Source organism: Psychrobacter sp. AOP30-A2-5, assembly GCF_052378115.1.
Lineage (GTDB): Bacteria > Pseudomonadota > Gammaproteobacteria > Pseudomonadales > Moraxellaceae > Psychrobacter.
This window is the reverse complement of record NZ_JBQSXK010000004.1, coordinates 105,986-131,629: the sequence shown is the minus strand read 5'-3', so window position 1 is coordinate 131,629 and position 25,644 is coordinate 105,986. Positions and strand designations below refer to the sequence as shown.

Sequence of the window (25,644 nt, the reverse complement as noted above, 5' to 3'; positions counted from 1 at the left end):
ATTTAGTTTACCAGTTTATTTCACAACTGTTGTGGACAATACAAAAAATGTTTGAGTATTGTTTAACCTCGCTTTCTGTCGAGCAGCATTGCATCGCCATAACTAAAGAAGCGATAGTGTTCTTTAATCGCATGTTGATAAGCATGCTCAATGGCATCTTTACCCGAAAATGCCGACACCAGCATTAACAACGTTGATTTGGGTAAATGGAAATTGGTTAATAGTCGATCTATCACACCAAACTTAAACCCTGGGTAAATGAATATATCGGTATCACCTGACCAGCTGGAGAGAGGCTGCCCATTAACGGCTGTTTTTTGATAAGCCGTTTCGAGCACGCGTGTGACCGTGGTGCCAATAGCGATGACTTGTTTACCATTCGCATGGGTTTGATTGATGAGCTCAGCGGTTGCTTGTGGTAAATGTGCATACTCACTATGCATGGTGTGATTGAGCAAGCTGTCCGTTTTTACTGGCGCAAATGTACCAGCGCCAACGTGCAAAGTCACAAAAGCAGTACGAATACCTTTTGCCGCAAGTTCACTCAGTACCGATTCATCAAAGTGTAAGCTTGCAGTCGGTGCAGCCACACTCGCAAGCTTGGTTGGATCATGAAAGACCGTTTGATAACGAGTATTGTCTGTCTCATCCGCATGGCGTTCAAAGTAGGGGGGAATAGGCAGCTCACCATAAAGCTCTAAATGCGGCAAGATCGGCGCATCAAACGCTAAAATAAATAAGTTGTCTTGACGACCAATCATCACCGCCCTCATATGACCGTCAGCAAGCTGCAAGTGTTGTCCAAGTTTGAGCGCTTTACTGGCTTTAACATGGCAAAGTGCAATATGTTCTTGATTCACGGGTTTGTCATTTGCAGCTTCTACAGATTTTTCAGCCTCTACATATAAAGTCGCTGTCTCTAAATCTGAGATATCAACCAAACGTTCAATCAATACTTCAAGCTTACCGCCAGTATCCTTTTGTCCGAAGAGGCGCGCTTTCATCACCTTTGTATCATTAAATACAATCAAATCACCTTCATTTAATAACTCAGGTAACTCAGTGAATAAGCGATCTTCTACAAGCGTAGAGTTTTTTTGATTATTGGCGGGCAAATACAAAAGTTTTGAGGCAGAACGCTGTGAGAGAGGATAGCGTGCAATCAGGCTATCTGGCAGCTCATAATCATAATCATCAACGCTCAAATAATTCAAATCATTGTTGTTTTTTTCGGCATCAATTGAGGCGGCAGTAGTAGGGTCTATAGTGTGAAAATCGGTCATAATCAATCTTTAAATGAATGTAAATTTTGGCGTAATTGTAGCAGAAACGATGTCATGAAAGGACAGTTTAGTAACGACTCATGCGCACAAAACGGTTTGTATATTAAATAGCCTAAGCATTAATTATTAGAATGAATAATTAACAAAAGCGATGAGCGTCAGTATGTTATTCAAACAAATTTAACTGCGGCAACAATTGGGCGGCAGGTACCAATGAAGAGAAAGTAACACCGACTAAGCGGATAGGTAGCTCACGAGGAATGTCTAAAAACAGTTTGTCTAACCAATAATGGGCAGAATCAGCACTGTTAAAGGCAGTCGATAGCGTGTGTGAGCGGGTGATTTGAGTGAAGTCTGCGTATTTAACTTTTAGAGTAATGGTATAGGCGACCAGCTGTTTTTGTTGCAGTTGATGAAAGGCATCGGCATTCTGTTCATAAATTTGTATACGTAATTCATGATTATCACTTAGATTATCTTTGAATGTGGTCTCAGAACCCACAGATTTATGCGCGCGCTCAGATTTGACAGCACGCTCATCACACCCATGGGCAATATCGTGATAAAACTGCCCACGCTTGCCGAACTCCTGCACCAATACAGCCGCTTGCATTCGCTTGAGATCCGCGCCAGTACTTACACCCATCGCATGTAAGCGCTTGGCAGTGGCTTTACCAATACCATGAAAGCGCTCGATAGGTAGCGTACTGATAAAGGCATCAGCGTCCGCTGGCGTGATAATGGCCGTACCATTGGGCTTGTTGATATCAGAGGCAATTTTAGCCAGCATCTTGTTAAACGACACACCTGCTGAGGCCGTTAATCCAGTATGCGCTAGTATTTGTGCCCTTAGCCAGTTCGCCATCAAGGTCGCTGAACCTTTATGGACTTGTAGCCCTGTAACATCGAGATAGGCCTCATCTAGAGACAATGGTTCAACATGTGGCGTTAAGCGGTACATAATCTGGCGAATATCGCTACTAACTGCGCGATAAACCTCAAAACGTGGCCTAACAAAAATGACTTCTGGGCAACGTTTACGCGCCTCATAACAAGACATGGCAGAGCGTACACCGAATTTACGTACCTCATAGCTGGCTGCTGCGACCACACCGCGACCACTTGGATCGCCACCAACCACCAGTGGCTTACCGCGCAGTTCAGGAAAGTCACGCTGCTCCACACTGGCATAAAAAGCATCCATGTCTATATGAATGATTTTACGGGGGCTAGCATTTATAGAAGTTGTCATACTCACTATTTTACCTGATTCAAGCGCTTTGATTGAGTATCAAAATTTAAATTTATCGATAGACTCCTTTGCTAGGTTAGCAGGACGCTAGCAATGATATATGAATAATTTTATATGTCATAAATCTTATATATCATAGAGTTAGTTAATAATAAACAGTAGTATTCATTCAAAAAAATCGCATTTAGCAAACATATTTTTGCTCTTAAATTATCTAAGTCTACTGTAAATCAAACTCATTTGTACTCTTGCACCACCTGTCGTATCCACCTCACCGTTTGTCATAAATCTCACATTTAGATGTTACAGTTTTGATTCTGGTGTTTTACAATATAGTATCCGCGCTAATGGATGACTGTAAAACAATAAGTAATGCCTTGTGCGCCTCTATGACTATGTAAAAAAGACATTGCTTATCGCTCATGCCAAGATCGAAAATGGAGTTGTGGTAAAATTAACTCTTTAAGAGCTTGATGTTAGAGAGTTTAGAATGACTAAGGAGCTGATGATGAATAATGAACTAAAAGGGAGCGATTTAACAAGGGCGATGCTAGCACGCGGCGATAAAAAAGTATGGTGTGCGGTTTGTGATGATAGTGATGAGCAAGCAATGATGGATCATTGTGGTAATGATTTTACGGCTTATATCGTGTCATTTCGTGACGGACATTTTTATTGCAATGCTGGCATGCCGTGGGAGTTTGCCGTGCCCATTAAGATAATTGCGGTGCTGCAATCTGAAATAGAGAAGTAAGTGAAGCAATAATATTACCGGCACAAAAAAACCTCCTAATGAGGAGGCTGATTTGTTACTAATATTGGTACCAGTGGTCGGACTCGAACCGACACGCTTATTAGGCAACGGATTTTGAATCCGTCATGTCTACCAATTCCATCACACTGGCATGTTAGAAGATAAGGTCTATTAGATAGAGATTATCGAATTGGGCTACAGGGTTAACTCTGTATAGGATGCGTATTATAGCAGCCTATTTTTATCCGTCAAGAATTATTTTATATAATTTTCAATTAAATTGGTTTAGCCTACAAAAGCACGTTCAACGGCATAATCTGCTTGGACACCCATGCGTGGTGAAACAGTCAAACCAAAATCATCCAAAATCGCTGAAACTTCAGCATTAAATGGCATGCTACCGCAGATCATGACACGGTCGTCTTCTTTATTCATCGGTGGTAAGCCAATGTCTTCAAAGAGCTTTCCTGAGGTCATTAAGTCAGTCACGCGACCTTGATTTTTGAAATCTTCACGAGTCACTGTTGGGTAGTAGATGAATTTTTCACGGTACCATTCACCAAAGATCTCGTCGTTAGGTAATTCGTTTTCAAACATATCACGATACGCCAAATCATCGACATGGCGTACACCATGTACCAAGATGATTTTTTCAAAGCGTTCATAGACTTCAGGATCACGTGCCAACGATAAAAATGGCGCCAGTCCAGTGCCTGTAGAGAGCATATAAAGGTTTTTGCCAGGCAGTAAATCATCTAGTACCAAAGTGCCCGTTGGTTTTTTGCTCACCAACAGCTCGTCACCGACTTTGATATGCTGCAAGCGCGAGGTTAATGGGCCATCTTGAACCTTGATAGAAAAGAATTCTAAGTGATCTTCGTAGTTCGGGCTAGCAATCGAATAAGCACGCAATAGCGGTCTGCCATCGACAACGATTCCGATCATCGCAAATTCGCCATTACGAAAGCGCAGGCCATCGTCGCGAGTTGTCTTGATGCTAAATAGAGCGTCATTCCAGTGATGAACCTCTGTGACCGTTTCGGTGCGAAGTTTTGACATAAAGTCCTCGTTAATAAGTTGCTATCGGTTTTATTAAGTTTAAATGAGTGTTAAATTAAAATTTTCAATGAAAAAGGGTATAGAAGGGTAGTAAATTTTCAATCACTATTGGAACAGCCAATCGTTTAAAACTTCTGTCACGCAAAGTAAGTAGCATAGCCGATGTTTTAACCAATGTGATGGGGCGATATTCTAACACCTTATTAAGCATTTGAAATCAGGAGAGGGACTGATAAGGTCTAAGGATAGATACGACTGAATCTGTCACCTGTCAAACCACGACAATGGCTGTTGCTGTAAATGGCTTATAAGGGTTGAAAAATAAAGGCTCTCATCGAATTTATGGCTCATAATACCAAAATTTAAAATAAAAATCCGTCTAGCAGCGGCGATGCGGCATGATAAAATGGAATATCGTTAGTGAGTAATTTTGTATCACTGGATAATATGCGCTAAACGCACTCATAAAAGCAGATGCTTACTATTGAACGGTTTTTTGGAGAAACATGATGTCCGATGATAATATCTCTTTGGCGGGTTACCACTATGCGCCAATGATTGGCTACCATCGTGCGCCGCTATCACAGAAATTTGGTGCGCCACGCCAGCCGAATTTGGTTGCGCTCACCAGTATCATTGAGATGATAGCGCCTTATGACTCGCCAGTAGCATTTGCCGGTTTAGACGCGTTCAGCCATATCTGGATCAGTTGGCAGTTTCATCATAACTATACCAATAAAGACACCCATATTGGCAAAGGCGGCACTGACTTTCGTGCGCAAGTTCGACCACCAAGGCTCGGTGGCAATCAAAAAATAGGGGTGTTCGCCAGTCGCAGTATGTATCGACCCTCAGCGCTTGGGTTATCTGTCGTTAAGCTTGAAAGTATCGAGGTTGTAGAAGGGCGCGTGTTACTTATTATTAGCGGTGCAGATATGATAGATGGTACGCCGATTATCGATATTAAGCCCTATGTCGCTTATAGCGATGCGCTCAGCAATGCAAAAAGCGGGTTTGCGCCAACTGCGCCAGATTTATTAGAGATAATTATTACGGAGTCGGCTTACGAGCAATTTATGACGTTGGTTGACGCTGGACGATGCGATAAAAATGACAATGACAATGACAATGACAATGGGACTGAGACTGAGACTGAGAATAAAAATAATAAGAAAGCTATTCATGCAAAAAATAATAGTGTAGCGACGCTTATTCAACAAATGCAAGAGCAGTTGCTCATTGCTGATATCGAGACTATTAAAGCGTTAATTGCACAAGACCCGCGTCCAGCCTATCGTCGCGCGGAGATAAATACGCCGTTTGTCATGCGTTATAAGTCTGTTGATGTGAGCTTCCAGTTGATAGAATCAGGGCAATTGCAGATAACGGCTGTTGTCAAAGTGAGCTTATAATGCCCAGCAATGCCATTACTGCCGCATGAATTATCCATAAATCACTCCTCAATAAATAAAGCATCAATAATAAAAGAAGAAAAATATGTCTGCTCAGAAATATTCAATCGTGATTGATTTACGTTGGTGCTTAGATGAACTATTGGCAGATAAGGTAATTGATCAGCGTGGCTACAATTTAGTGATGACGAGCCGCCGTGATAAAGCGCAGCATCCACTCCTGACCATCAGTGAATTTGGTCTGCCAAACGGTCATGCACTGGATAAAAATGTTGAGCATAAATTGACTTTGGTATGGTTGAATCAATGGTTAGCTGCCAAAGCAGGCATGGCACTTGTCCGTATTGACCCGTTAAAAGTCGATGTCCCAGCCGTCACTCAACTGATGTCCTTTGAATATGCCCGCTCACAGCATATTTTGCCCATTGAAGTGACGAATGATGAAGTCGTCATCGGTACAGACCAGCCGTTTTGTACTGAGTGGCAGACAAGTATCGAAAAATTAATCAAGTCTAAAAGCTATCGTACGGTTTATATCAATCCTGAGCAAATCAATCGCTACCGTCAAGAGTTTTACCAAGTCACCCAAGCGATTGCAGGAGCAAATAGTGTCCATAAGCGGGCGGCGGCTGATGTCACCAATGTTGAGGCATTACTGCAACTGGGCGACAATACCAACCCCGATGCCAACGATCAACATATTGTCAGAGTTGTCGATTGGTTGTTGCAATATGCTTTTGAGCAGCGAGCCAGTGATATCCATTTAGAGCCTCGCCGTGAGACGGGTAAAGTCCGTTTTCGTATCGATGGCGTGCTACATACCGTCTATGAGATGCCTTTGGCAATCATTGTCGCGGTGACGGCGCGGATTAAAATATTAGGACGACTGAATGTGGCAGAAAAACGCAAACCACAAGATGGCAGGTTGAAAACCCGTACGCCAAAGGGTCTGGAAACTGAGCTGCGCTTATCGACGATGCCGACGGCCTTTGGCGAAAAGCTGGTGATGCGGGTATTTGATCCTGAAGTGCTGGTGCGCTCGTTTGCTCAGCTTGGTTTGTCAGGTAAGCAGCTCGATACTTGGCATGAGCTGACAGCGCATCCAAATGGCATTATCTTGGTTACGGGTCCGACTGGTTCTGGTAAGACTACGACGTTGTACAGTACGCTTAAGCAGCTCGCCACAGAACAAGTTAATGTCTGTACGATTGAAGATCCCATCGAGATGATTGAACCTGCTTTTAACCAAATGCAGGTTAATCCAGGGGTTGATTTGCACTTTGCAGATGGTATTCGCTCTTTGATGCGCCAAGACCCAGATATCATTATGGTTGGTGAGATTCGCGATGCCGAAACCGCCAATATGGCAGTACAAGCATCACTCACTGGACATTTGGTACTCTCGACGTTGCATACCAATGATGCACCAAGCTCACTTACTCGCTTGCATGATTTAGGCATTCAGCCGTTTTTAACCTCAGCGACGATATTAGGCGTCATGGCGCAGCGTTTGCTACGAACGTTATGTCCGCATTGCAAAAAAGCCCTAGACGTGATCCCAAACAGTGAAATTGCTGTGCAGTGGCAGGAATTGGTTCAGCCTTGGCGTGCGCCCGCTCCAGCGCAAATTTATACGGCGCAAGGCTGCGAGCATTGTCGCCATACGGGCTATCAAGGTCGCGTTGGTCTGTACGAGATCATGCCGTTGTCAAATGAGCTAAAAAAACTGGTCGCCGCCGATGCCAATTTAGATGTGCTTAAGCAGCAAGCGTATCGCGAAGGTGTGCAGCCGCTGCGATTATCGGGCGCAAAGCGTATTAGTGAAGGGGTGACGACTATAGAAGAAGTAATGCGAGTGGTGCCGCTTCATTAAAAGCTGCCTTTGTACTAAAAATAAGTTTGCTAATCATGACTTGAAAAGCGCACTTATCAGAGCAATTAATGCTCTTGCGACTACTAATTTTATGTTATAAGTTATTGTTCTAACACATTTTATTCATTTTTATTAACGAGATTACTTATGTTTACTGATAGCCATTGCCATCTTAATCGCTTAGATTTAACCAAGTATGATGGTAAATTGTCTGGCGCGATTGACGCGATGAAAGCTGCCAATGTCACTCGGGCAATGGCGATTATGTGTGATTTTGCCGAATATGATGAGATTGCTCATATTGTCAGCACCTATAGCGATGAGGCGCTAAATCTTGGCATGAGCATCGGTATTCATCCTTGTGAAGATATCAGTGTCTTGCAATCAGCGACAGTTGAGCGTTTGATCGAAACGGCTGATGCTGACCATGTATGGGCGATTGGGGAGACAGGATTAGATTATTACTGGTCAACGGAAAACAAAAAAGAGCAGCAAGCCAGTCTTGCTCGCCATATTCATGCCAGTCAAAGCCTGAAGAAACCACTCGTCATTCATATGCGTGATGCCAAAGAAGATACGATTGATATACTAAAATCAGAAGGCGCTGAACATGGCATTATTCATTGTTTTACCGAAGATTGGGAGACGGCCAAACGTGCACTTGACTTAGGGTTTTATATTTCATTTTCGGGCATTGTTAGCTTTAAGAGTGCTCAAATGATTCAAGATGCAGCAAAAAACATGCCTAGAGATAGACTGCTTATCGAAACCGATAGCCCTTATCTAGCACCGGTGCCCAAGCGTGGTAGACCGAATGAGCCTGCCTACGTACCGTATGTCGCCAGTTGTCTGGCAGAAATGTATGGCTGTAGTAGCGATGACGTTGGGGCATTAACTGCAAAAAACTTTGAGAATTTACTGGCACAGTATTACTAAAATGGTTATGCTATGACCACTCAGTCATTTATGATACAGTCCTGTTGCTTTACGTTATTTGCACTTATGATGTGGAGCGTAAGCCTATGATTATCAATGACTATTCAGCAAACATAAGCATATCTCCTTTGGTGGTTTTCGAGCAGACTTTGTATGACGTTATACGCTTGTCGCCGATGCATTCATCCACACGATGGTCATATGCTTAATCTTGTCAGGTTTTAGGAGAGATTATGAGTCGTCAGCATCAGTTCAAGGCACGAGAAGAGAATATCTTAGCGATGGCAGAGCAACTGCTACTTGAGTCGGGCGATGGTGATATTACTTTAGACAGTTTGGCAGACCAGCTGGATCTGGCTAAAGGTACACTGTATAAGCATTTCTCTAGTAAAGATGAACTCTATTTGCGTATTATTATCCGCTATGAAGAACAACTGTTTGAGATTAATCGTATTGATGATTGTCCATCAGCAGGCGTTGCTCGTATGATCTTTCAGCAGTTATTTAATCCACAAAAAGCTATGTTGCTCAATCAAATCGAAGAGCGTTTGGCGGCATCAGTGACGGGTCTTAATCGTTTATTTGGTGAGCTATATGATATTCGCCGTCAGCGTATGAAACGCTTGATTGACATTATCAGTGCGTATTTACAAGAGCAGCACAGTAGTTTGAGCACGCGCGACTATTTGTCCTCGATTTGGGCGATGGGTCAGGGCGGTGCTGGACTATTAAATTCAAGCTTTTACCAGCGGTATTTGGGTCGCCGTGATACCCTACGTTATGCCTTCGTTCAGCAAATGCTTGAGTTGCCGAGCCATTATCCTGCGGCTGACGATGAGGTGATGGATGAAGATATGCAGGAGTTGGTCGAGCAAATCGATACTGAGTCAGAAGAGCACCGTAATACCAGTTATTAATATCTTTGTTTAACTTATGGTCTTTTAACCCAATTTTTTAAATTCGTGTTGCTATATTCGTTATCGCAGCACGGTGTATCCATGCTAAAAATGGGTATATGCTTACCAGCTTTAGCGCCCAATCATAGTTTTATTCTTCATACCACAACCTACTTATAGGTTTATAGGTGCAATATGCCGGTCACTGCCAAGACTCCGTCCAGCTCAGCGGTCACTTGCTATTCACACTTAAGTAATCAATATTTGCAGTATAAAAACACGGATAGATATCTCTTATCTCTTGTTTATCAGCATAAATCCTTTCCAGTACAAAACGCTTACGTTTCCCCTTATAAATCCTCAAGCCTTGCTCAGGCACAGCAGGGCTTTACCCTTGTCGAAATTGTAGTGGTGGTCGTTATTCTATCTATCTTTGCTGGCATGATGAGCTTGTCGGTGGGCAGTAGTGAATCGCGTAAAAACCGTGCGTTTTATGAGCATTTAACGGATTCGCTGAGCTATGTACGGTTGTTGTCTGCTGAGCGTATGCAGCCGATGGGTTTGAGCTTGCAAGCAGATAAACAAGGTCAAGTAGCTCCTGTGATTGTTACTTTATCAAATCCTTATATTGCCTATCAGACCAATGATGCCCCGTCAAATAGCATGGACAGCACGCCTAAAAATTCGATGGAATTGTCTGCTGACCTGACAAGTAGGTCGGGGGCGATGGGAAAGCAACAGCCAGTGCCTGGCTGGGAGATTGAGCCAGAAGTCAGTTTGCCTGAGTTACCTGCTGGGGTTAGTTTAAGGGTGCAAAGCTTGGAGGCTGGCAATCTATCAATGCCTGAACAGGGGCAAACATTGCAGCCTTGGTTTGCCGATCAAGCAGTCCCACAGATATTATGGTTTGGTACAGGGCAAGCAACGCCTGTCACCATTGAGGTGCTGCACAATTCGCGTCTGGTGGGCGAGGTCATTACCATTATGCCTGATGGTAGTATGACGATCGGACAAGGACTGTAACTGATGATAGATAAGGATGGCATTATATCTGCTGATATAAACAAAAAGCCAATGCTATCAAAGCATGAAAGCGGCTTTACTCTGATTGAGGTAATGGTAGCGTTAGCAATTTTAGCAGTTGTTGCGGTGGCTGCTAGCCGTGCCAGTAGTGCCTATCTCAGCTCAGTGGATGTCTTACGCACACGTACATTGGCACATTTTGTCGCACAGAACGCGGCCGCTGATTTGCGTATCCAAGAGACATGGCTGACGGCCAATCGCACACAAACAATCAATGCTCAAGGGCGTGATTGGCAAGTAGTGATGACGGTCAATGATGCCATTACGCCTGCTTTAAAAGAGGTGAATATCGCTGTCGCACCCATTATAGATGGACAGACGCGCACAGCCGTGACGGATATCAACGTAATGTTGAGCAATGCGGAGCAAGACATTGGTAGTTTGGACTTAAGCAGTTTGGGCGCTGATATTGCAGGGCAGTCTGGAGGCAATCCGTGAAGTCGCAGCGTGGATTTACGCTACTTGAATTGATGGTTGCCATGGCAATATTTGCGATGTTGGCGGTGGCTGGCTGGCAGGTGTTTGATAGCGTCAACCGCGCCCGAGAACGTGCACAATTTCATGCTGATAACTTAGCTGTTTTGCAATATGCTTATTTGCAGCTACAGCAAGATATGGGTCAAATTATCCCTTATCAAATACCAAATACTCAAAATATCAGTGTGACAAATAACAGTACAAATGCCAGTGATAGCACAAACAATAGCGCCCAAGCCAATGAAACAGTACCTGGGCCTTTTATGAGCTTGGATGGTGAGCATGTCAGCTTTGTTCGTTTTGCCGACCCCGATCCACGTTATCAAAGTAGCATGAGTGTCCAGCATATCGAATACATTTTTGCAGATGAGCGTTTAATTCGCCGCCAATATACCAGCATCGATGGTGGGCGCGATAGCATCAGCCTAGACAGTGTATTGCTAGAAGGCGTCACCGCAGGGCGTTGGCAAGCATATTTACCTGAACTGAGCACCAAATTTCCCAATAAAGACAGCAGTAATAACGGCAATAGCAGTACAAATACAACCTCTGGGCAGACGGCCAATGCCATAAACGTCAAGCCGGCAGTGGTTTTATTGCCCAAAGGCATCGCTGTCAATTTTACTTATCAGGATATGCCCATCACTTGGCAGTGGGCGCTTGCTCCCCAACCAATGCCAATTAACAATACCAATAAAAGCAATAACAATGCTGCTAATAATGGCAATGGTAGCAATAACGATAGTAGTGATAACACTAATAATGACAATCCAAATAGCAATGTAAATAACAATTTAAATAACAATGCAGGAAGTAATATTTAAAATGTACCATTGGGTCAATAATAAAGGCGGCTTAAGTCAATGACAACGCACTCTCAGCGCGGAGTAGCGCTGCTCACTATCTTACTATTGGTGGTCAGCATTACCGTGGTGGCGGGGGCGATGCTTGCCAGTCAAAAGATTGCTATTAGGCGTAGCGGTTTATTGTTTGATCAAAATCAGCTGTCACAAGATATCAATGCTGGTCAGCAATTGGCCATCACGATGATTCGTGCTGACGATAAGCTGAATGACACAGATAGTGAGCAAGATATTTGGGCGCAGCCATTACCGCCTTATCTTTTAGCCAATCATAGCATCAGTATCGAATTGCGTGATGAAGCCAGTCGTTTTAATATTAATAATTTATATCAGAATGGCGCGGTTGATAGCGCCGCCTTAGCCATATTTCAAAGACTGTTGACACAATTAAATCTGGAACCTGATATTGCCATTGCTGTTCTTGATTATCAAGATACGGATAGCGACGTTTATCAAGATGGTGGTGATGAGAATGTGGTTTATTCTCAGCAATCAAGTGGCTCAGCGAGTAAGACTTTGCCCAATCAAGCATTGGTCAGTGTCGATCAGTTGCAAGAGATTCGAGGGGTAAATGCTGAAGTACTAGCGGCACTACGTCCTTATATTACGGCGGTTCCTTATTATGTGCCTATTAATGTCAATACTGCCAGTCCAGTTTTGCTGGCTGCACTGATAGATGGCGCAACCAGCCAACAGATGCAGGGATTGGTCGATATGCGGGCAAAGCAGGCGTTAGCCTCTATCGATGATGTATGGAAATTGCCGATGTTGAGCGTTTTAAATGATGATCAGCGAAAGGCGTTAAAACCACTGCTCGCAGTCGATAGCCAAGCCTTTATGGCGCTTATTACCGCAACGGATAGTGCAAGCCTTGGTCAACAAAGACAACGGTTTGCAACCGTATTGATTAGCAAGGTTGCGACTGACGCTAGCGCGGCAGCAGGGAGTAATGCGAATAACAGCACGCCTAACAATAATAATGGCAATAATAAAAAAGCCAAAGAAATTAAAGTGGTGACACAGCGTTTATGGGCATTTAGACCCAGTTTCTAACGTTGAGCCACCTAAAAAGAGTCTTGCTTAATACCGAGGTAGTAGAATAGCTGACGTCACCTAATCTCCTAAGTGCGTCTCTTCCGTAGATTTCCAGTTATAAGCCCCATAAAACAGCATCTGTGCTTGGCGAGTGCAATTATGGAGCATCAGCTGTTTATTTTCTTCAATCTCATTCAAATCGATTTCATCATCATGGTCTTCAGTATAAGTCAGCTCCAACCAATCGATAATCCAAGAAAAGAACATATTTACCCCAGCTTCAGCCAGTAGGCGACGGTCATAGGCATTGATATGAGTAAAAGCAGGCTGTAGCGCTAAATCATCAGCCAAGCTTTGAGCATGTTTTTTGACAAGTTCATTAATGGCTTTTCGAACCGCTTCTGAGCCACCGTAGCGCTCACTGACTAAAAATTGCCAGTAATAAGGCTGATCACTGACCATATACAAGAACAGCTGAATGCTCTTAGCAATTTGGCGATCAAAGCTACGTTTACGCCCAATCTGTAAGCTATCGCTTAGGATTGCCAGCGTACCGCCTAGCTCTTCCACCACCAATGCTCGACCAAGCGATTCCATGTCATCAAAATGCCGATAAAATGCGGTCGGCACCACACCAACCTCACGCGTTACTTGCCGGAGGCTAATTGAGCTAAAAGACTGCCCTGTCATACATAAATCAAGCACGGCGTTAAAAAAGGCGTGCCGAGTTTGAAGTTTCTTTTGTTCGCGACTGCTCATAATATTTCAAAATTGTCCGATAAGGGTTTATCATACTCATTTCAGCGTAAAAATACGACTGAAATACGCAACTTGTGTTAATTTACTAGACCTGCATAGGTTTGTTAAACCATTGTACCCCAATGGCCTTGTAACTCTTGTGCCAATCGATACGCCTCATGATCATTCATCCCAGTGATAAAGTCCAATATATTTAAGATATTGTGATAGACATTATCTGATAATAGCCGCCGATGCTCATCGAGATGTGGCTGTAACAACATTAGTAGGCGCTGCTGCTCAAAGGAGATGGATTCAGGATCAGATGTTGCTCTACTACTTGTCCAAGCCAATGGCATAAAAGCATCTAATAAACGATGCAGGCATTGATTGGCCATCAATTCCATACGTACTTTACTTGGGTGATTGAATATTTTCTCACGTGCCAACTGCTTGGCCTGCAAGATGCCACTTTGCACACTGATATCACAGTGGTCAAATAAACTGCCTTGCAATGTACCAGCCAGTAATGCATCACTGTTGGCGACAAAAGCATCGGTCACGGTATTGACCAAGCGCATCATCGCACGGGCTCGCAATGACGCTAAGCTCTGCCTGACAGACATGTGTACGGGCAGATTAATACTGTTAGGGCGCTCACCAATCAGCTCATAAAATATGGCTGCAACCTCATTATAGGTCAGCATATTGAGATTGATACCATCTTCTAAATCGATCAAGGCATAGCAAATATCGTCTGCCGCTTCTAGTAAATAAGCCAGCGGATGACGCGCAAAACCGTCGTGCTGTGTTGAACGTGGTAAATGCAAACAGGCTGCCAACTCTTCTAATTGTGCTGACTCACTATAAAAGCAGCCAAATTTTTGTACATTTTGATGGTGGTGTTTATCATTGACATCGTTGCTGTGAGAGGCAAGCCAAGGATACTTCATAAAAGCGCCTAGCGTTGCACAAGTGAGACGCATACCACCTTTATCGGGATGGTGTTCATTACGTGCCAACAGTCGAAACCCTTGTGCATTACCTTCGTAGGCCAGCAAGTCCAAGCGCTCGTTGCTACTTAACTTTTGTAATATCGCTTGAGGGTCAGGCTGCCTAAACCAATCTCGAATGGCATACTCTCCCGCATGACCAAAAGGCGGGTTGCCAATATCGTGAGCGAGGCATGCTGCTTGTACAATGACACCGACATCGGCTGGCGATACGCCTGCTGGTAAACCATTGCCTAATTTATCATGGAGCTTTTCTGCTGCCATCATTGCTAAAGAGCGTCCAATAGAGGAGACCTCAAGCGAATGAGTTAGACGTGTATGGATACCGAGTTGATTGGTTAATGGATGGACTTGGGTTTTTTGATTCAACTGCCGAAAGGAGTGAGAAAATACCAGTCTGTCGTAGTCTTTGTGAAACTGAGAGCGAGTACTGGTATTGGCGTTAAACTTTTTGGCAGCACCAAGACGCTGTGAGTTGAGAAGATGAGACCATTGTGTGGTAGGAGACGGCAAAGAGGTTGGTGTACTTAGCATATTGCAACATCCGAAACCAAGGGAGCCTCTAGCATAGCAAAATAGCGCCCTTGGTACAGATATATAGTCAGAGAACTACATTAAGATTTTTGGCAGTTAAAAAGCACTTCTTCTTTTTCAATAGCAACATTGCTGTCCAATGTTTTATTGAGCAAGGTTGCTTTGTCACCATTTACTTGCCATATAATGCCATGGGTATTATCTAATCCGATATCACTAGTATAAATGGTTTTTTCAGTACTGGCGTCGCTATCAGAGGTAGCGGTCAAATCGTATTCGATACCATCGATGAGTAGGTGCACTGTCTGCAATGGAGCATCATCATGGTAGGACACGCCGATAGTAGCAGTAGGCTCACAAGAGAATGGTGTGCTGTTGCTGGCATGTTCTGCATGATCGTGGCTTGCGTGCGCGCTTTCTTCGTGGCTATGACTTTCATGATTGTGTCCTTCATGACCTTGTTCCATAGCTTCGTGCTCTTCATGAGCATGTTCAGCGTGATCGTCTACGGGCGTTACTTCTTCAGATGCTACCGTATCACTTTCTGTATTAGGCTGACAGCCCAATAGAGAGCCTGTCATGATACTTCCTACAAGCGCAACACTGGCAAATCTAGAAACAGAGAAATAGTCAGTCACAGTATAAGTCCTCACATAGTAAAATAAAGATATGTTATAATATAACAATGTTAAGATAAAATAAAGCCGATGAGGGAGAATTTCCAACATCGGCTTATTAACTATCAGACAGGATGTACCGCTTAACGTTACACGTTAAATCTAAAGTGCATGATATCGCCATCTTGTACGATATAGGTTTTGCCTTCTAAACGTGATTTGCCAGCTGCAGCTGCGCCTTTTTCACCGTTGTATTCGATAAAATCATCATACGCAATGACTTCGGCACGAATGAAACCGCGCTCAAAATCGGTATGAATCACGCCAGCTGCTTGCGGAGCCGTTGCGCCAACTGCAACCGTCCAAGCGCGCACTTCTTTAACACCAGCAGTAAAGTAAGTCTGCATATCTAGCAAATCATAACCACCGCGAATGACTTGATCAAGACCGGCCTCGAGCATATCCATCTCAGCTAAGAAGTCTTTTTTGTCGTCTTCATCAAGCTGAGCGATTTCAGATTCGATTTGGTTGCATAGAGCGATAACGATAGAATCTTCGCCAGTCGCATAGTTGCGTACCGCATCAAGGTAAGGGTTGTTTTCAAAGCCATCTTCACTGACGTTAGCGATATACATGGTTGGTTTTAGGGTGATTAAACCATAACTTCTGATGAGCTTTTTCTCATCAGCATCTAGGTTCGCTGCGCGTGCCGCTTTACCTTCTGCTAATAAAGGCTCAACTTTTTTGAAGATATCAAGCAATGCTTGCGCGTCTTTGTCGCCACCTTTAGCCTTCTTGGTTTGATTGTGAATGGCACGCTCAACGGCCTCTAAATCTGCCAATGCCAATTCAGTATTAATGGTTTCGATATCATCAATAGGGCTGACGCGACCATCAACGTGGACGACGTTGTCATCATCAAAACAGCGTACGACATGCGCAATCGCATCAGTCTCACGAATGTTGGCTAAGAATTGGTTGCCCATGCCTTCGCCTTTCGAAGCACCAGCGACTAGACCTGCGATATCCACAAACTCCATCGTCGTTGGCAATACGCGCTCAGGCTTAACGATATCAGCCAGTTTCTTTAGGCGTGGGTCAGGTACTGGTACGATACCTGTGTTGGGATCTTTGGTACAAAATGGAAAGTTTTCAGCGGCGATACCCGCTTTGGTCAACGCATTAAACAAGGTGGATTTACCCACGTTTGGTAGGCCGACGATGCCGCAATTAAAACCCATAACATTCTCTCAATATAGTAATAAAATCAGTTGGTATAAAGATTGGTTAAATGATAAATCAAAATTGGGCACATTGTAGCAAATTTACCTGAATAGGGGTGAGGTTGTTGTGTTGTATACTGAGATTTTGCGTTTGGTCATGACTGGTAATTTTGCTGTTTTATCGATTATGGTAAGCTGTGCTATAAAACGATAGTTTGGCTTGTAGGCGTATGACAGGTAAGCGCCTACGACTCGTTACACTGTACGAGTAATCTTCATTATGAACACGAAAATTTCTCAGCCAAATCTGCAAAACACTATGTATAAATGCGCCGTATCGATAAAGGCCGCTAAAATAAAATGAAAGGCAAAATCCTATAATGACCAACACGATTTTTGATACGCGCCACTACAATTATCCGCAAAACTTCATCGAGATTAAGCCTAAGCTGGCACGACTTGAGCAGGCAATTAAAAAGCTAGAGGCAAATTTAATCGATGCTAATAATGCTGTAAATATTGAGCTGTTAACTGAAAGGCTGAATGGTGAATTAGGGTTAAAAATAGACTATGCCCGTGAGTTAAATCCTGACCAATTATTAGCAGCCACAACTATAGAAGGCAAGGTGCTAGTCATTGCTGGTGCAGGCTCTGGCAAGACTAAAACGCTCACGTACCGTACCAGTTATTTATTAGAGAACGGGGTCACGCCCAAAAGCATCTTGCTACTGACTTTTACGCGTAAAGCAGCGAATGAAATCAAAAGCCGCGCCAAAACCTTACTTGCGAATACCTTATTTGATAAACAGTCTGATGAAGACTTGGTAAAGGATAAGCTGCCAACTGATAAACGGCTCAACGATATCACCAGTGGTACTTTTCACTCATTCTGCAATATGCTGCTGCGTCAATATTCAGGTTTATTGGGCATTAATCCGCGATTTACGATTTTAGACACGGGCGATAGCGAAGATGCCATCGACTTAATTCACAAAGAAAAAAAGTATCCCGCGCAAAATAAGAGCCAAGCCTTTCCGCGTAAGAAGACATTGCAAAATATCATTTCTAGCTCTCGGAATAGACGCATTCATATCCGCGATTTAATCGAAAGCAGTTATCCTGATATCGCTGTGCATATTCCGATTATCGAACAATTGGCGGTCGATTTTCATGAGTATAAGCGTGCCAATCATCTCTACGACTTTGACGATATTATCAGTCAGGTCGTGCGCCATTTAAAGACGAATGATACCTTTCGCCAAATGCTGCAAAACCAGTATCGCTACATTATGGTTGATGAATATCAAGACACCAATATTCCGCAAAAGCAGCTGATAGATTTGATTGGTGCACCTGAGTCGGTATCGCTGATGGTCGTTGGTGATGACAATCAAAGTATCTATGCTTTTCGCGGTGCCAACTACGAAAATATTCTGTTATTCGGTGAGACCTATCCTGATGCCAAGCTCATTAAGCTTGAGCAAAACTATCGCAGTACGCCCGCTGTTTTGGATTATATCAATGCCTTATCCGCGCAAATAACGCTAGGCTATCAAAAGCAACTGTACTCTGGCGCATTGATAAGTGGGCATAAGCCAATATTTAGCTGCCTAACCAATGAGACAAAAGAAGCAAAATATATCGCCGATAAAATCATCGAGCTAAAGTCGGATCATGATTACGATGATTTTGCGGTACTGTGTCGCACATCCTTTCAGTCTAACTATGTCCAATTAGAGTTTATGGAGCGTCATATTCCATTTATCGTGGTGGGTGGTATTAAGTTCGTTGAAAGGCGACATGTCAAAGACGTTTTGGCCTTTGTTAAAGTCCTCTATAACCCGAATGATACGATTGCTTGGCATCGTATTTTGACCTTATTCCAAGGAGTGGGAACAGTCACCGCCACGCGTTTGACTCAAGCGATTAATGCCGATAACAATTCCTTTGAGCCATTACTCACGGCAAAGTTTGCTAAAAAAAGCGAACAGCTTGAGCCTTTGTATAATACGCTTACTAAGGCAAATCAGGCTGAGTCAGTCGATACCGTCATTGAGCATATTTTAGAGTTTTATATACCTGTCCTAAAAACGATCGAAGAGAATTGGCGAGAGCGCAGCGAGGACTTTCGTGTACTCAAAAACTTAGCCACTGAGCATAGTAGCCTTGATAACTTTTTAGAAAACCTTGCGCTTGATCCACCTAACGATTCAGTGGCTACTGCCAGTGAGCCTGAAGCAAACCATACAGACAAAGTTACTATCTCAACCATTCATAGTGCCAAAGGGTTAGAGTGGCCAGTGGTCTTCGTTAATTCATTGGTTGATGGTATCACGCCGCACTATCGCTCTTTGGATGACTTTGAAGAGCTAGAAGAAGAACGAAAATTATTCTATGTTGCTTGTAGTCGCGCCAAGAGCAGACTGTATCTAACGGCACCTGATTACTTTGCCAGTTATTCAGGGTATTTTGACAAGCCATCGCGGTTTATCGCGGAGCTAGCAGCAGATAAGGTAACGGTCGAAACCAATAAACGGCCTATAGATGAGAGTGATGATCCAGTGTGGTGGTAGTGCTTTATCGAATTCGCAGTAATAATATTTCGAGGTATTAGGTTTTGTATAAGCAAATAGCTAAAGCTTTATTAGTCCCAATTATTTCTTCAATAAGTAGTTTGCCTGCTTTAGCTGCTGAGGATTGTATGCCGCCGAAGAGTCACTATAGAAATATTCAATGTACTGATAATAAGCATCTATTTGTTGCTTATGATGACGATTATCGTCCACAAGCGTTACTCAATATAAAAGGTAAAGTAACAGCTAGTCTCAAAGATTTTGATAAAGTTGAGGCGTGGTTGTACAGCGATGGATTTTTTCCTGTTTTAAAAAACGATCAAGTCGGCTATATCAACGAACAAGGTAAACTGGTCGTACCTACTATTTACGACAAATTAATAGATCCTAATGATAAATATAATGAGGTTTGGGCAAACCCTGTTTATCAAGGTAAAATTGTCGTTGTAAAAGATGGTGCATATGGTGTCATCGATACTAACAATAAAGTTATTCTCAGTTTTGAAAATAACTACGCCATGATGGATTCTTTTAGCAATGATAGGGCTCCTGTTTATGACTTTAATACGGAGTTATGGGGTCTTATAGACACTAACGGTAAAGAAGTTGTTGCCCCGCAATACGACGGTCTGGATGGTCATTTGGGTGGGCACTATGGTTTTAATGAAGGTCTGCTCGGTGTAATTAAAGATGATAAATGGGGATTTGTTACCAAGACGGGAGCTGTTGCTGTCCCTTTCATTTACGATGAAATAAGACCTTTTAGTGAGCAGCTCGCTGGCGTGCGTAAAGGTAATCGTTGGGGCTTCATAGATGGTGCCAATAGAACTGTCATTCCTTTCAAGTTCTCGGACGATAAAGTACAGAGGATGAGCGTTACTTCTTTTGGTGCAAGGTATTTCAATTTTAATAATGGTACAGCGCAGATAGAAGAGAAAAGTGATGGTACGTCTGTCTGTATTAATAAGCTAGGTAAAATAGTGGCTTGTAGTGAATGGTGATTCTTTAAGTTTAAGTATAGTTAAGAACAGAAAAATCCGTGCTTTGATAAAAGACGGATTTTTCTTAAGATAATTATGATAGTCGCTATGAACTGAGTATCTAGCAGGCTATAAATGTTTAGGTCTCGGCTTCAATATCGATCTGTGGTGCATCAACAGTCGTGACGATTCTAGATTCAACATACGAGCTGCTATATGCCGTGTCGGTAGTGATTGGATAAATCTCTAAACGTTCTAATTCTGCTAATAAATCTTGGACGACTTCACTTTTACGAGTGACAAAAGTGGATGCAAAGCAGCGCCAGAATTTCCAGCCAGCACGCTCCAAAATACGCTGACGTTGCATATCGCTGTCCCATTTGTCAGGCCCATGATATCTATCGCCATCACATTCAATGGCTAGGCTGTTGTCGTTTTCACCTTCGACAACCATATCGATTCGGTATGCACCTGCTTTAACCTGTGGAACCACTCGATAGCCTCTCTCCACCAGAAGATCAAAGACTTCCGTTTCAAAGGGTGACTCACATTTATCACGCAAGTCAGCTACTTGCTCTTCATTTTGCATAAATGGCGCTTGAAAATGTTTGATGAGTTCAGCGCGATAATGGTCAGCTTGGCTAAGCTCATCTAGCTCAATACTACGTACTAAATACATTCTATCGCGCGCTCTTGAGGCCGCGACATTCATACGCTGAGCGAAAGTATCTCTCGTTTGTGCATGGGCAGCTCCAGGTGCCACTACCAATGACAAAAACATGATATCGCGCTCTTTACCTTGAAAGGTTCTGGCATCACCGCAAGCGATATCAAAAGCAGTCATTACCGCCTCATCTAGTTCTTTGTTGAGTATCTCCATAATATTATGTGCTTGCTTATTGCCTAGCAATGAGACAACACCGATGGTTTTACCTTTATAAGCTGGATCAGAAACGAGGGTTTTGATTTCATCGATAATAAATCTGACTTCTGATGGGTTAATATCAGAGCCTTTAATCCGATAGCCATCGGTGACATAAATATCAATCAATGGAGGGTCTAAGCGCTCTGAGGGTTTTGCTTTACGCAAAGGTATCAGCTCATGGTTGTAAAACTCACGTTTTGAGAACTCAATAATAGGTGCCACACTACGAAAATGTTCTTTTAGCATCACACTGCTATCTGCAAAAACGACTTTGAATAAATCATAGATTGAACGATCAGGCGACATCTGTGAGCGATAGACAGGGACTTGATTGCTCAAATACTGTGCCATCAGATTGCGAATTTTTTCGATATCGAGACCGACGCCTTCTGGTGACACTTGCTTATCGTCACCAACGATTAACACTTTTTTGGCTCTCATGATGGCTGGCAATGCCGTTAAATCAGATTGAGAGGCTTCATCGATGATAACCAAGTCAAAACTGCCGAACTCTGCTGGCAAGGATTCAGAGATACGATAATGCGGCATAATCCAACACGGAATAGCAGCACTTGCTCCTGCAGAGGCTTCGCGCGCTTCACGGCGATAATAGTGCGCACCTTTGCCCGTTCCTTTACCAATACGCATAATGGCAGAGCGGTATTTTTCTAAAGACGCTCTCACGTTTGGCGTTGCATTTTCTGCGACTTTTAACCAAGCTCTTTTGGTGATGGCTTCTTGATAGAGTCTTGCCAGATTTACTTCTAAATTGCCACGAGTTTTGGCCAGTTGAACCAACTCCTTGCGACCATCGATGCTGTCTATAAAGCTGGTCAATCTAGCAATTCGCCAAATCTGCTGCCAGTTATCTGATGCCAAGGTGTCTTGAGAATTATTATGAGGTTCATAACGCAATTTCTTCGCCCAAAGTGGGGCGCCGTTATCTTCAATGAGTTGGGTAACGTCAGCGATTGTCTGTAAGTCTGTTGCAAGATTATTCACGCGTTGCAGCTCATTTAACAGTTCTTGATAGTCTGTTTGTAATTCATCGTCAGATAAACTCGGCTCACCAATATTTTGAGTAACAAATGCCGTCATTTTTTCACTGATATTACCTTTACAGTCAGCGAGGTTATTAAGTAATGTCTCTTTTAACGTGAGACTTTCAGCCAAATGATGTCGCTTTAAATGTTGTTTAAGAACACTTTCAATTTCAGCCAAAATACCTGTGTCATAAGATGCTGCAGAAATAACACTCCAATCTGTGAATATAGTGCTTAAGGCCTGTTTGATACTGTGTTGTAAGTTGTTACTATCAATGATTTCATCGTATAGATGAACGGCTGCATGTAACGCAGACAGATTATTGGCCGATACTTCAAATATCGGTAAGGACAGCTCATTTGATAGGGCGTTCCATCGAAGAATAAGTGCTTCAGACTTTTTTCTAAACGCTATAAAGCTAGATATATACTGCCAGTCTGCCGTACTTGATGGCGCTGACGAGACTATCGTAATAGACTCAAGGCTTTTCTTCTCAGCAGATTTACCAAAAATGCCAGCGAAACCAAATGGCTTTTTGCTTTCAGATAAATTTTTCACCGCGTCAATGAGCTCTGGATTTTTATCAAAATCATCAGCCATCGTAATAGGTTTGGTTAAATAAACAGTTCTCTCGTCAAAAAGTGCTTTGATCTCATCGTTTAGTATAGTGAGATGGCCGATGATGTCTTGTTTAGTCTCATTAGATAGATGCTGCTGAATATCCGTCGTCCAGCGCTGCCCAGCCGCGACAATTTTTTGTAGTAGGTCAGTTAGACGAGATGTATTAGCAGTGATTTCCTGAGCAATATTTATTGTACTAGCACTGTCATTGATTAAGCTTGGCAATTCTCCTTGCTGCTCAGCTGCTTGCGACTCATTGAGATAGCTCAAATCCTTATGAAGTTGCTTGATAGCGTTGGTAGGAGGCATGTGTGCAACGGCAGGAATTTTTTTATTAAGATAATCCAAATCATGGCCGAGATTTACTCTTGCGTCTTTTAGTGCTGTGATATCAGCATGAGTAAATCGAGGCTTAAATATCTCTTCTATGCCCAATTTATCGTGAAAGCTTTCGATAAGCTGCCTGTTTTGAGCAACCTCAGTCGCGGCATCTATGGGCTTGATAGTTTCATTATCGATGGTGATATCATCAAGGTTCAACCGTGCCCAAGCCGTAATTTTATGATCAGTGCTGGCCAACTGTGCATGGATGGTATCAATTTGATTGTCAAACATGATAATGTCTTTTTTGTAGGCCTCGCGATTGATACTAGACACTTCGCTCGATATTTTTTTGATGGTATGTTCAAACTGCTTTAGACCCTCGTTTTCACTGGTCAGTAGACTAACGGCGAGCGGGCGAATAGATTCAGGTAGTTGTCCTTGCAGCACCTTTAACGCAGGGTCTTTCATCGACGTGACCAGTACCCGCTTGCCAAGTGCTAAGTAATGACAAATGACATTGGCAATAGTGTGGGTTTTTCCTGTGCCGGGCGGGCCTTGAACGACGACTCCTTCATGGACATCTAGCTGTTGTATGATTTGCACCTGTTCATCATTAAATGCTTTGGGGAAGTATAGCTCGGCTGGCGTGCCGATATAGCTATCACTGCCACTCACCATAGACAAACCACGATAAGCAGGCAGTATGGTTTCTTTGTTTTCTGTAGCAGGCTCTGTCAGCATTGCCTTAAGGGCGCTCGGTAAATCAATGCCAGTGACCGATTCTAGCTGAATGGATAAGTTGTTTAAGTCTTGCAAAAAGATATTGTTACTTCTAGGACGCGCCATAATGACCCATGTGTCAGTAACAATCAGGTTGTTTTGCGCTTTAGGGATTTTTCGATCATCTGCACTAGTATGATTTGGTTGATAAACACCAGAGGAGTCAAGCAAAGTAACCGCTGATTTTAAGATAGGCTCATAGCTACTCGGCAAAAAAGGACTTAAGGACACATCTTCTGAATCATAAAAATCTTTGCTGTTCTTTAATAACCTCGCTAAACCTTGATTTTCTTCTATAGAAAAAGGCTCCGTTTCAAGCGTGGGAGCAGATAGGGTAGGCTTGATGAGTAATGCCATTGTCTTTTGATCTAAGGTGATTTCAACAGATTGCGTCAATAGTGGATACTTTATCTGCTTGCTACTCTGCTCATCGTCCGTGCTTTTTCGTGTGGCAATACCCACACCCCACACCAACTCTAACTGTGCATCAGCGAGATTGCCCTGAAGCTGTTGATTCAGCATGAATAGACTGGAATACAAAGCAATGCTTTGGCGAACGAGCTTTTCTTCTGCTAGCCAAGGTTGCCAAATATCTTTGAGGTAATTGTTATATTCCTCTTGTAAAGCTTCTCTTTCAGAGAAATCTTTTAAATAAACTTCTGTCTTTAATGTCTCGTCTGAATCTAACGATTCATTTTTATGATTATTTTCAACTTCAAACGGAGTGAATACCTCTGTAGCGCCCGAGGACAAAAGACCATCATCTATGAATGATTGCACAGATGCTTTTTCTTTTAGTGACGGTGGTTCGCTAAATTTGGCTGGAAACTTTAACCAATGTGCTAACAGTGCGCTGTTGGGTTTAGGTGCTGAGTTTTCACGCAATCGCTCTAAACGGAGCCAAACGTCCTCTGAGGTATCGTCGGTGATGTTAAGATTGATACCCGGCAAGCCTAATAATTGCTCCTCAGTACAAGTGAAATCACTGTGTTTAGCAAAATCTTGAGTAGGCGCTTTTTTCATCAAAGCACACTGCTTGATGAACTCAATTTGAGAGGCCAGTCTTTGTGCGTAAATACTCATTTTTTAAACCTTCCAAATCATCAAAATATTAGCCCTGACCTCACTGGCACATAATAAATACTGTTTATCAGATTTTATAATTAAAATGCTTAGGCGGCTGATCATTTCTAAATTAAAAAAAGACCAAACTATAGCACAGAAATTGATAGCACTAAGTCGCATCTAGTATTTTTAAAAATGATGGCTGATCGTTACTATTTTATCAACCAAACCCTCATTATTCCTATCAAAAATACCTTTTCAAAAACCCTATAACCAAAAGTATT

The 25,644-nt window shown here is 42.9% G+C and carries 19 protein-coding genes and 1 tRNA gene; 11 read left to right on the top strand and 9 right to left on the bottom strand.

Annotated elements, in window-relative coordinates:
* Positions 1 to 62: 62 nt before the first annotated feature.
* Both queA and dinB read right to left on the bottom strand, forming a co-directional pair.
* Positions 63 to 1,283 carry a tRNA preQ1(34) S-adenosylmethionine ribosyltransferase-isomerase QueA gene (gene queA / locus ACT3S4_RS05110; RefSeq protein WP_444760604.1) on the bottom strand — a complete coding sequence of 407 codons (1,221 nt, stop codon included), beginning with the start codon at positions 1,281 to 1,283 and terminating at the stop codon, positions 63 to 65.
* A gap of 166 nt (positions 1,284 to 1,449) precedes the next feature.
* On the bottom strand, positions 1,450 to 2,535 hold the full coding sequence (gene dinB / locus ACT3S4_RS05105; protein ID WP_444760603.1) for a DNA polymerase IV: 1,086 nt from the start codon (positions 2,533 to 2,535) through the stop codon (positions 1,450 to 1,452).
* Positions 2,536 to 3,043: 508 nt separating this feature from the next.
* Between dinB and ACT3S4_RS05100 the strand changes: the two genes are divergently transcribed.
* Positions 3,044 to 3,289, top strand: coding sequence for a hypothetical protein (locus tag ACT3S4_RS05100; protein ID WP_045446843.1), 246 nt, complete (start codon positions 3,044 to 3,046; stop codon positions 3,287 to 3,289).
* Positions 3,290 to 3,354: 65 nt separating this feature from the next.
* On the opposite strand, the gene ACT3S4_RS05095 is transcribed toward ACT3S4_RS05100, so the two are convergent.
* Together ACT3S4_RS05095 and ACT3S4_RS05090 are read right to left on the bottom strand one after the other, a co-directional pair.
* A tRNA-Leu gene (locus ACT3S4_RS05095) sits at positions 3,355 to 3,440 on the bottom strand.
* A gap of 134 nt (positions 3,441 to 3,574) precedes the next feature.
* Positions 3,575 to 4,348 (bottom strand): ferredoxin--NADP reductase, encoded by a 774-nt coding sequence (locus ACT3S4_RS05090; RefSeq protein ID WP_045452050.1) that lies wholly within the window; start codon positions 4,346 to 4,348, stop codon positions 3,575 to 3,577.
* 509 nt (positions 4,349 to 4,857) lie between these two features.
* On the opposite strand from ACT3S4_RS05090, the gene tsaA reads away from it, so the two are divergent.
* The 8 genes from tsaA (at position 4,858) to gspK (ending at position 12,941) form a co-directional block, all read left to right on the top strand.
* On the top strand, positions 4,858 to 5,760 hold the full coding sequence (gene tsaA / locus ACT3S4_RS05085) for a tRNA (N6-threonylcarbamoyladenosine(37)-N6)-methyltransferase TrmO (protein WP_444760602.1): 903 nt from the start codon (positions 4,858 to 4,860) through the stop codon (positions 5,758 to 5,760).
* A gap of 85 nt (positions 5,761 to 5,845) precedes the next feature.
* Positions 5,846 to 7,633, top strand: coding sequence for a GspE/PulE family protein (locus ACT3S4_RS05080; protein WP_444760601.1), 1,788 nt, complete (start codon positions 5,846 to 5,848; stop codon positions 7,631 to 7,633).
* 147 nt (positions 7,634 to 7,780) lie between these two features.
* The gene (locus ACT3S4_RS05075) at positions 7,781 to 8,569 is read left to right on the top strand and encodes a TatD family hydrolase (RefSeq protein WP_444760600.1); all 789 of its coding nucleotides are present in this window, start codon (positions 7,781 to 7,783) and stop codon (positions 8,567 to 8,569) included.
* A 233-nt stretch (positions 8,570 to 8,802) separates the two neighbouring features.
* On the top strand, positions 8,803 to 9,486 hold the full coding sequence (locus tag ACT3S4_RS05070) for a TetR/AcrR family transcriptional regulator (protein WP_045446854.1): 684 nt from the start codon (positions 8,803 to 8,805) through the stop codon (positions 9,484 to 9,486).
* 174 nt (positions 9,487 to 9,660) lie between these two features.
* A complete protein-coding gene (locus ACT3S4_RS05065) occupies positions 9,661 to 10,488 on the top strand; it encodes a prepilin-type N-terminal cleavage/methylation domain-containing protein (protein WP_444760599.1) in 828 nt (275 codons plus the stop codon).
* Positions 10,489 to 10,491: 3 nt separating this feature from the next.
* Positions 10,492 to 10,986 (top strand): type II secretion system minor pseudopilin GspI, encoded by a 495-nt coding sequence (gene gspI / locus ACT3S4_RS05060; protein ID WP_372815659.1) that lies wholly within the window; start codon positions 10,492 to 10,494, stop codon positions 10,984 to 10,986.
* Positions 10,983 to 11,849 carry a type II secretion system minor pseudopilin GspJ gene (gspJ, locus tag ACT3S4_RS05055; protein ID WP_444760598.1) on the top strand — a complete coding sequence of 289 codons (867 nt, stop codon included), beginning with the start codon at positions 10,983 to 10,985 and terminating at the stop codon, positions 11,847 to 11,849. Before gspI ends, gspJ begins: the two co-directional genes overlap by 4 nt.
* Before the next feature lie 39 nt (positions 11,850 to 11,888).
* Complete coding sequence (gene gspK / locus ACT3S4_RS05050) at positions 11,889 to 12,941, top strand: type II secretion system minor pseudopilin GspK (RefSeq protein ID WP_444760597.1); 1,053 nt, start codon at positions 11,889 to 11,891, stop codon at positions 12,939 to 12,941.
* A 60-nt stretch (positions 12,942 to 13,001) separates the two neighbouring features.
* Here gspK and ACT3S4_RS05045 read toward each other — a convergent pair whose 3' ends face one another.
* The 4 genes from ACT3S4_RS05045 to ychF form a co-directional block, all read right to left on the bottom strand.
* Positions 13,002 to 13,682, bottom strand: a complete 681-nt coding sequence (locus ACT3S4_RS05045) for a TetR family transcriptional regulator (protein WP_045446867.1) — start codon at positions 13,680 to 13,682, stop codon at positions 13,002 to 13,004.
* 104 nt (positions 13,683 to 13,786) lie between these two features.
* Positions 13,787 to 15,208 (bottom strand): deoxyguanosinetriphosphate triphosphohydrolase, encoded by a 1,422-nt coding sequence (locus ACT3S4_RS05040; RefSeq protein WP_444760596.1) that lies wholly within the window; start codon positions 15,206 to 15,208, stop codon positions 13,787 to 13,789.
* An 80-nt stretch (positions 15,209 to 15,288) separates the two neighbouring features.
* Positions 15,289 to 15,846 carry a hypothetical protein gene (locus ACT3S4_RS05035; RefSeq protein ID WP_444760595.1) on the bottom strand — a complete coding sequence of 186 codons (558 nt, stop codon included), beginning with the start codon at positions 15,844 to 15,846 and terminating at the stop codon, positions 15,289 to 15,291.
* Between the two features lie 128 nt (positions 15,847 to 15,974).
* Positions 15,975 to 17,066, bottom strand: a complete 1,092-nt coding sequence (gene ychF, locus ACT3S4_RS05030; protein WP_404642229.1) for a redox-regulated ATPase YchF — start codon at positions 17,064 to 17,066, stop codon at positions 15,975 to 15,977.
* A gap of 362 nt (positions 17,067 to 17,428) precedes the next feature.
* Here ychF and ACT3S4_RS05025 point away from each other — a divergent pair, with 362 nt between their 5' ends.
* Complete coding sequence (locus tag ACT3S4_RS05025) at positions 17,429 to 19,621, top strand: ATP-dependent helicase (protein ID WP_444760594.1); 2,193 nt, start codon at positions 17,429 to 17,431, stop codon at positions 19,619 to 19,621.
* A 44-nt stretch (positions 19,622 to 19,665) separates the two neighbouring features.
* Entirely contained in the window at positions 19,666 to 20,622 is a 957-nt protein-coding gene (locus ACT3S4_RS05020; RefSeq protein WP_444760593.1) for a WG repeat-containing protein, read from the top strand.
* Between the two features lie 118 nt (positions 20,623 to 20,740).
* Here ACT3S4_RS05020 and ACT3S4_RS05015 read toward each other — a convergent pair whose 3' ends face one another.
* Positions 20,741 to 25,378: an AAA domain-containing protein gene (locus ACT3S4_RS05015; RefSeq protein ID WP_444760592.1), complete on the bottom strand. Its 4,638-nt coding sequence runs from the start codon at positions 25,376 to 25,378 to the stop codon at positions 20,741 to 20,743.
* Positions 25,379 to 25,644 lie beyond the last annotated feature (266 nt).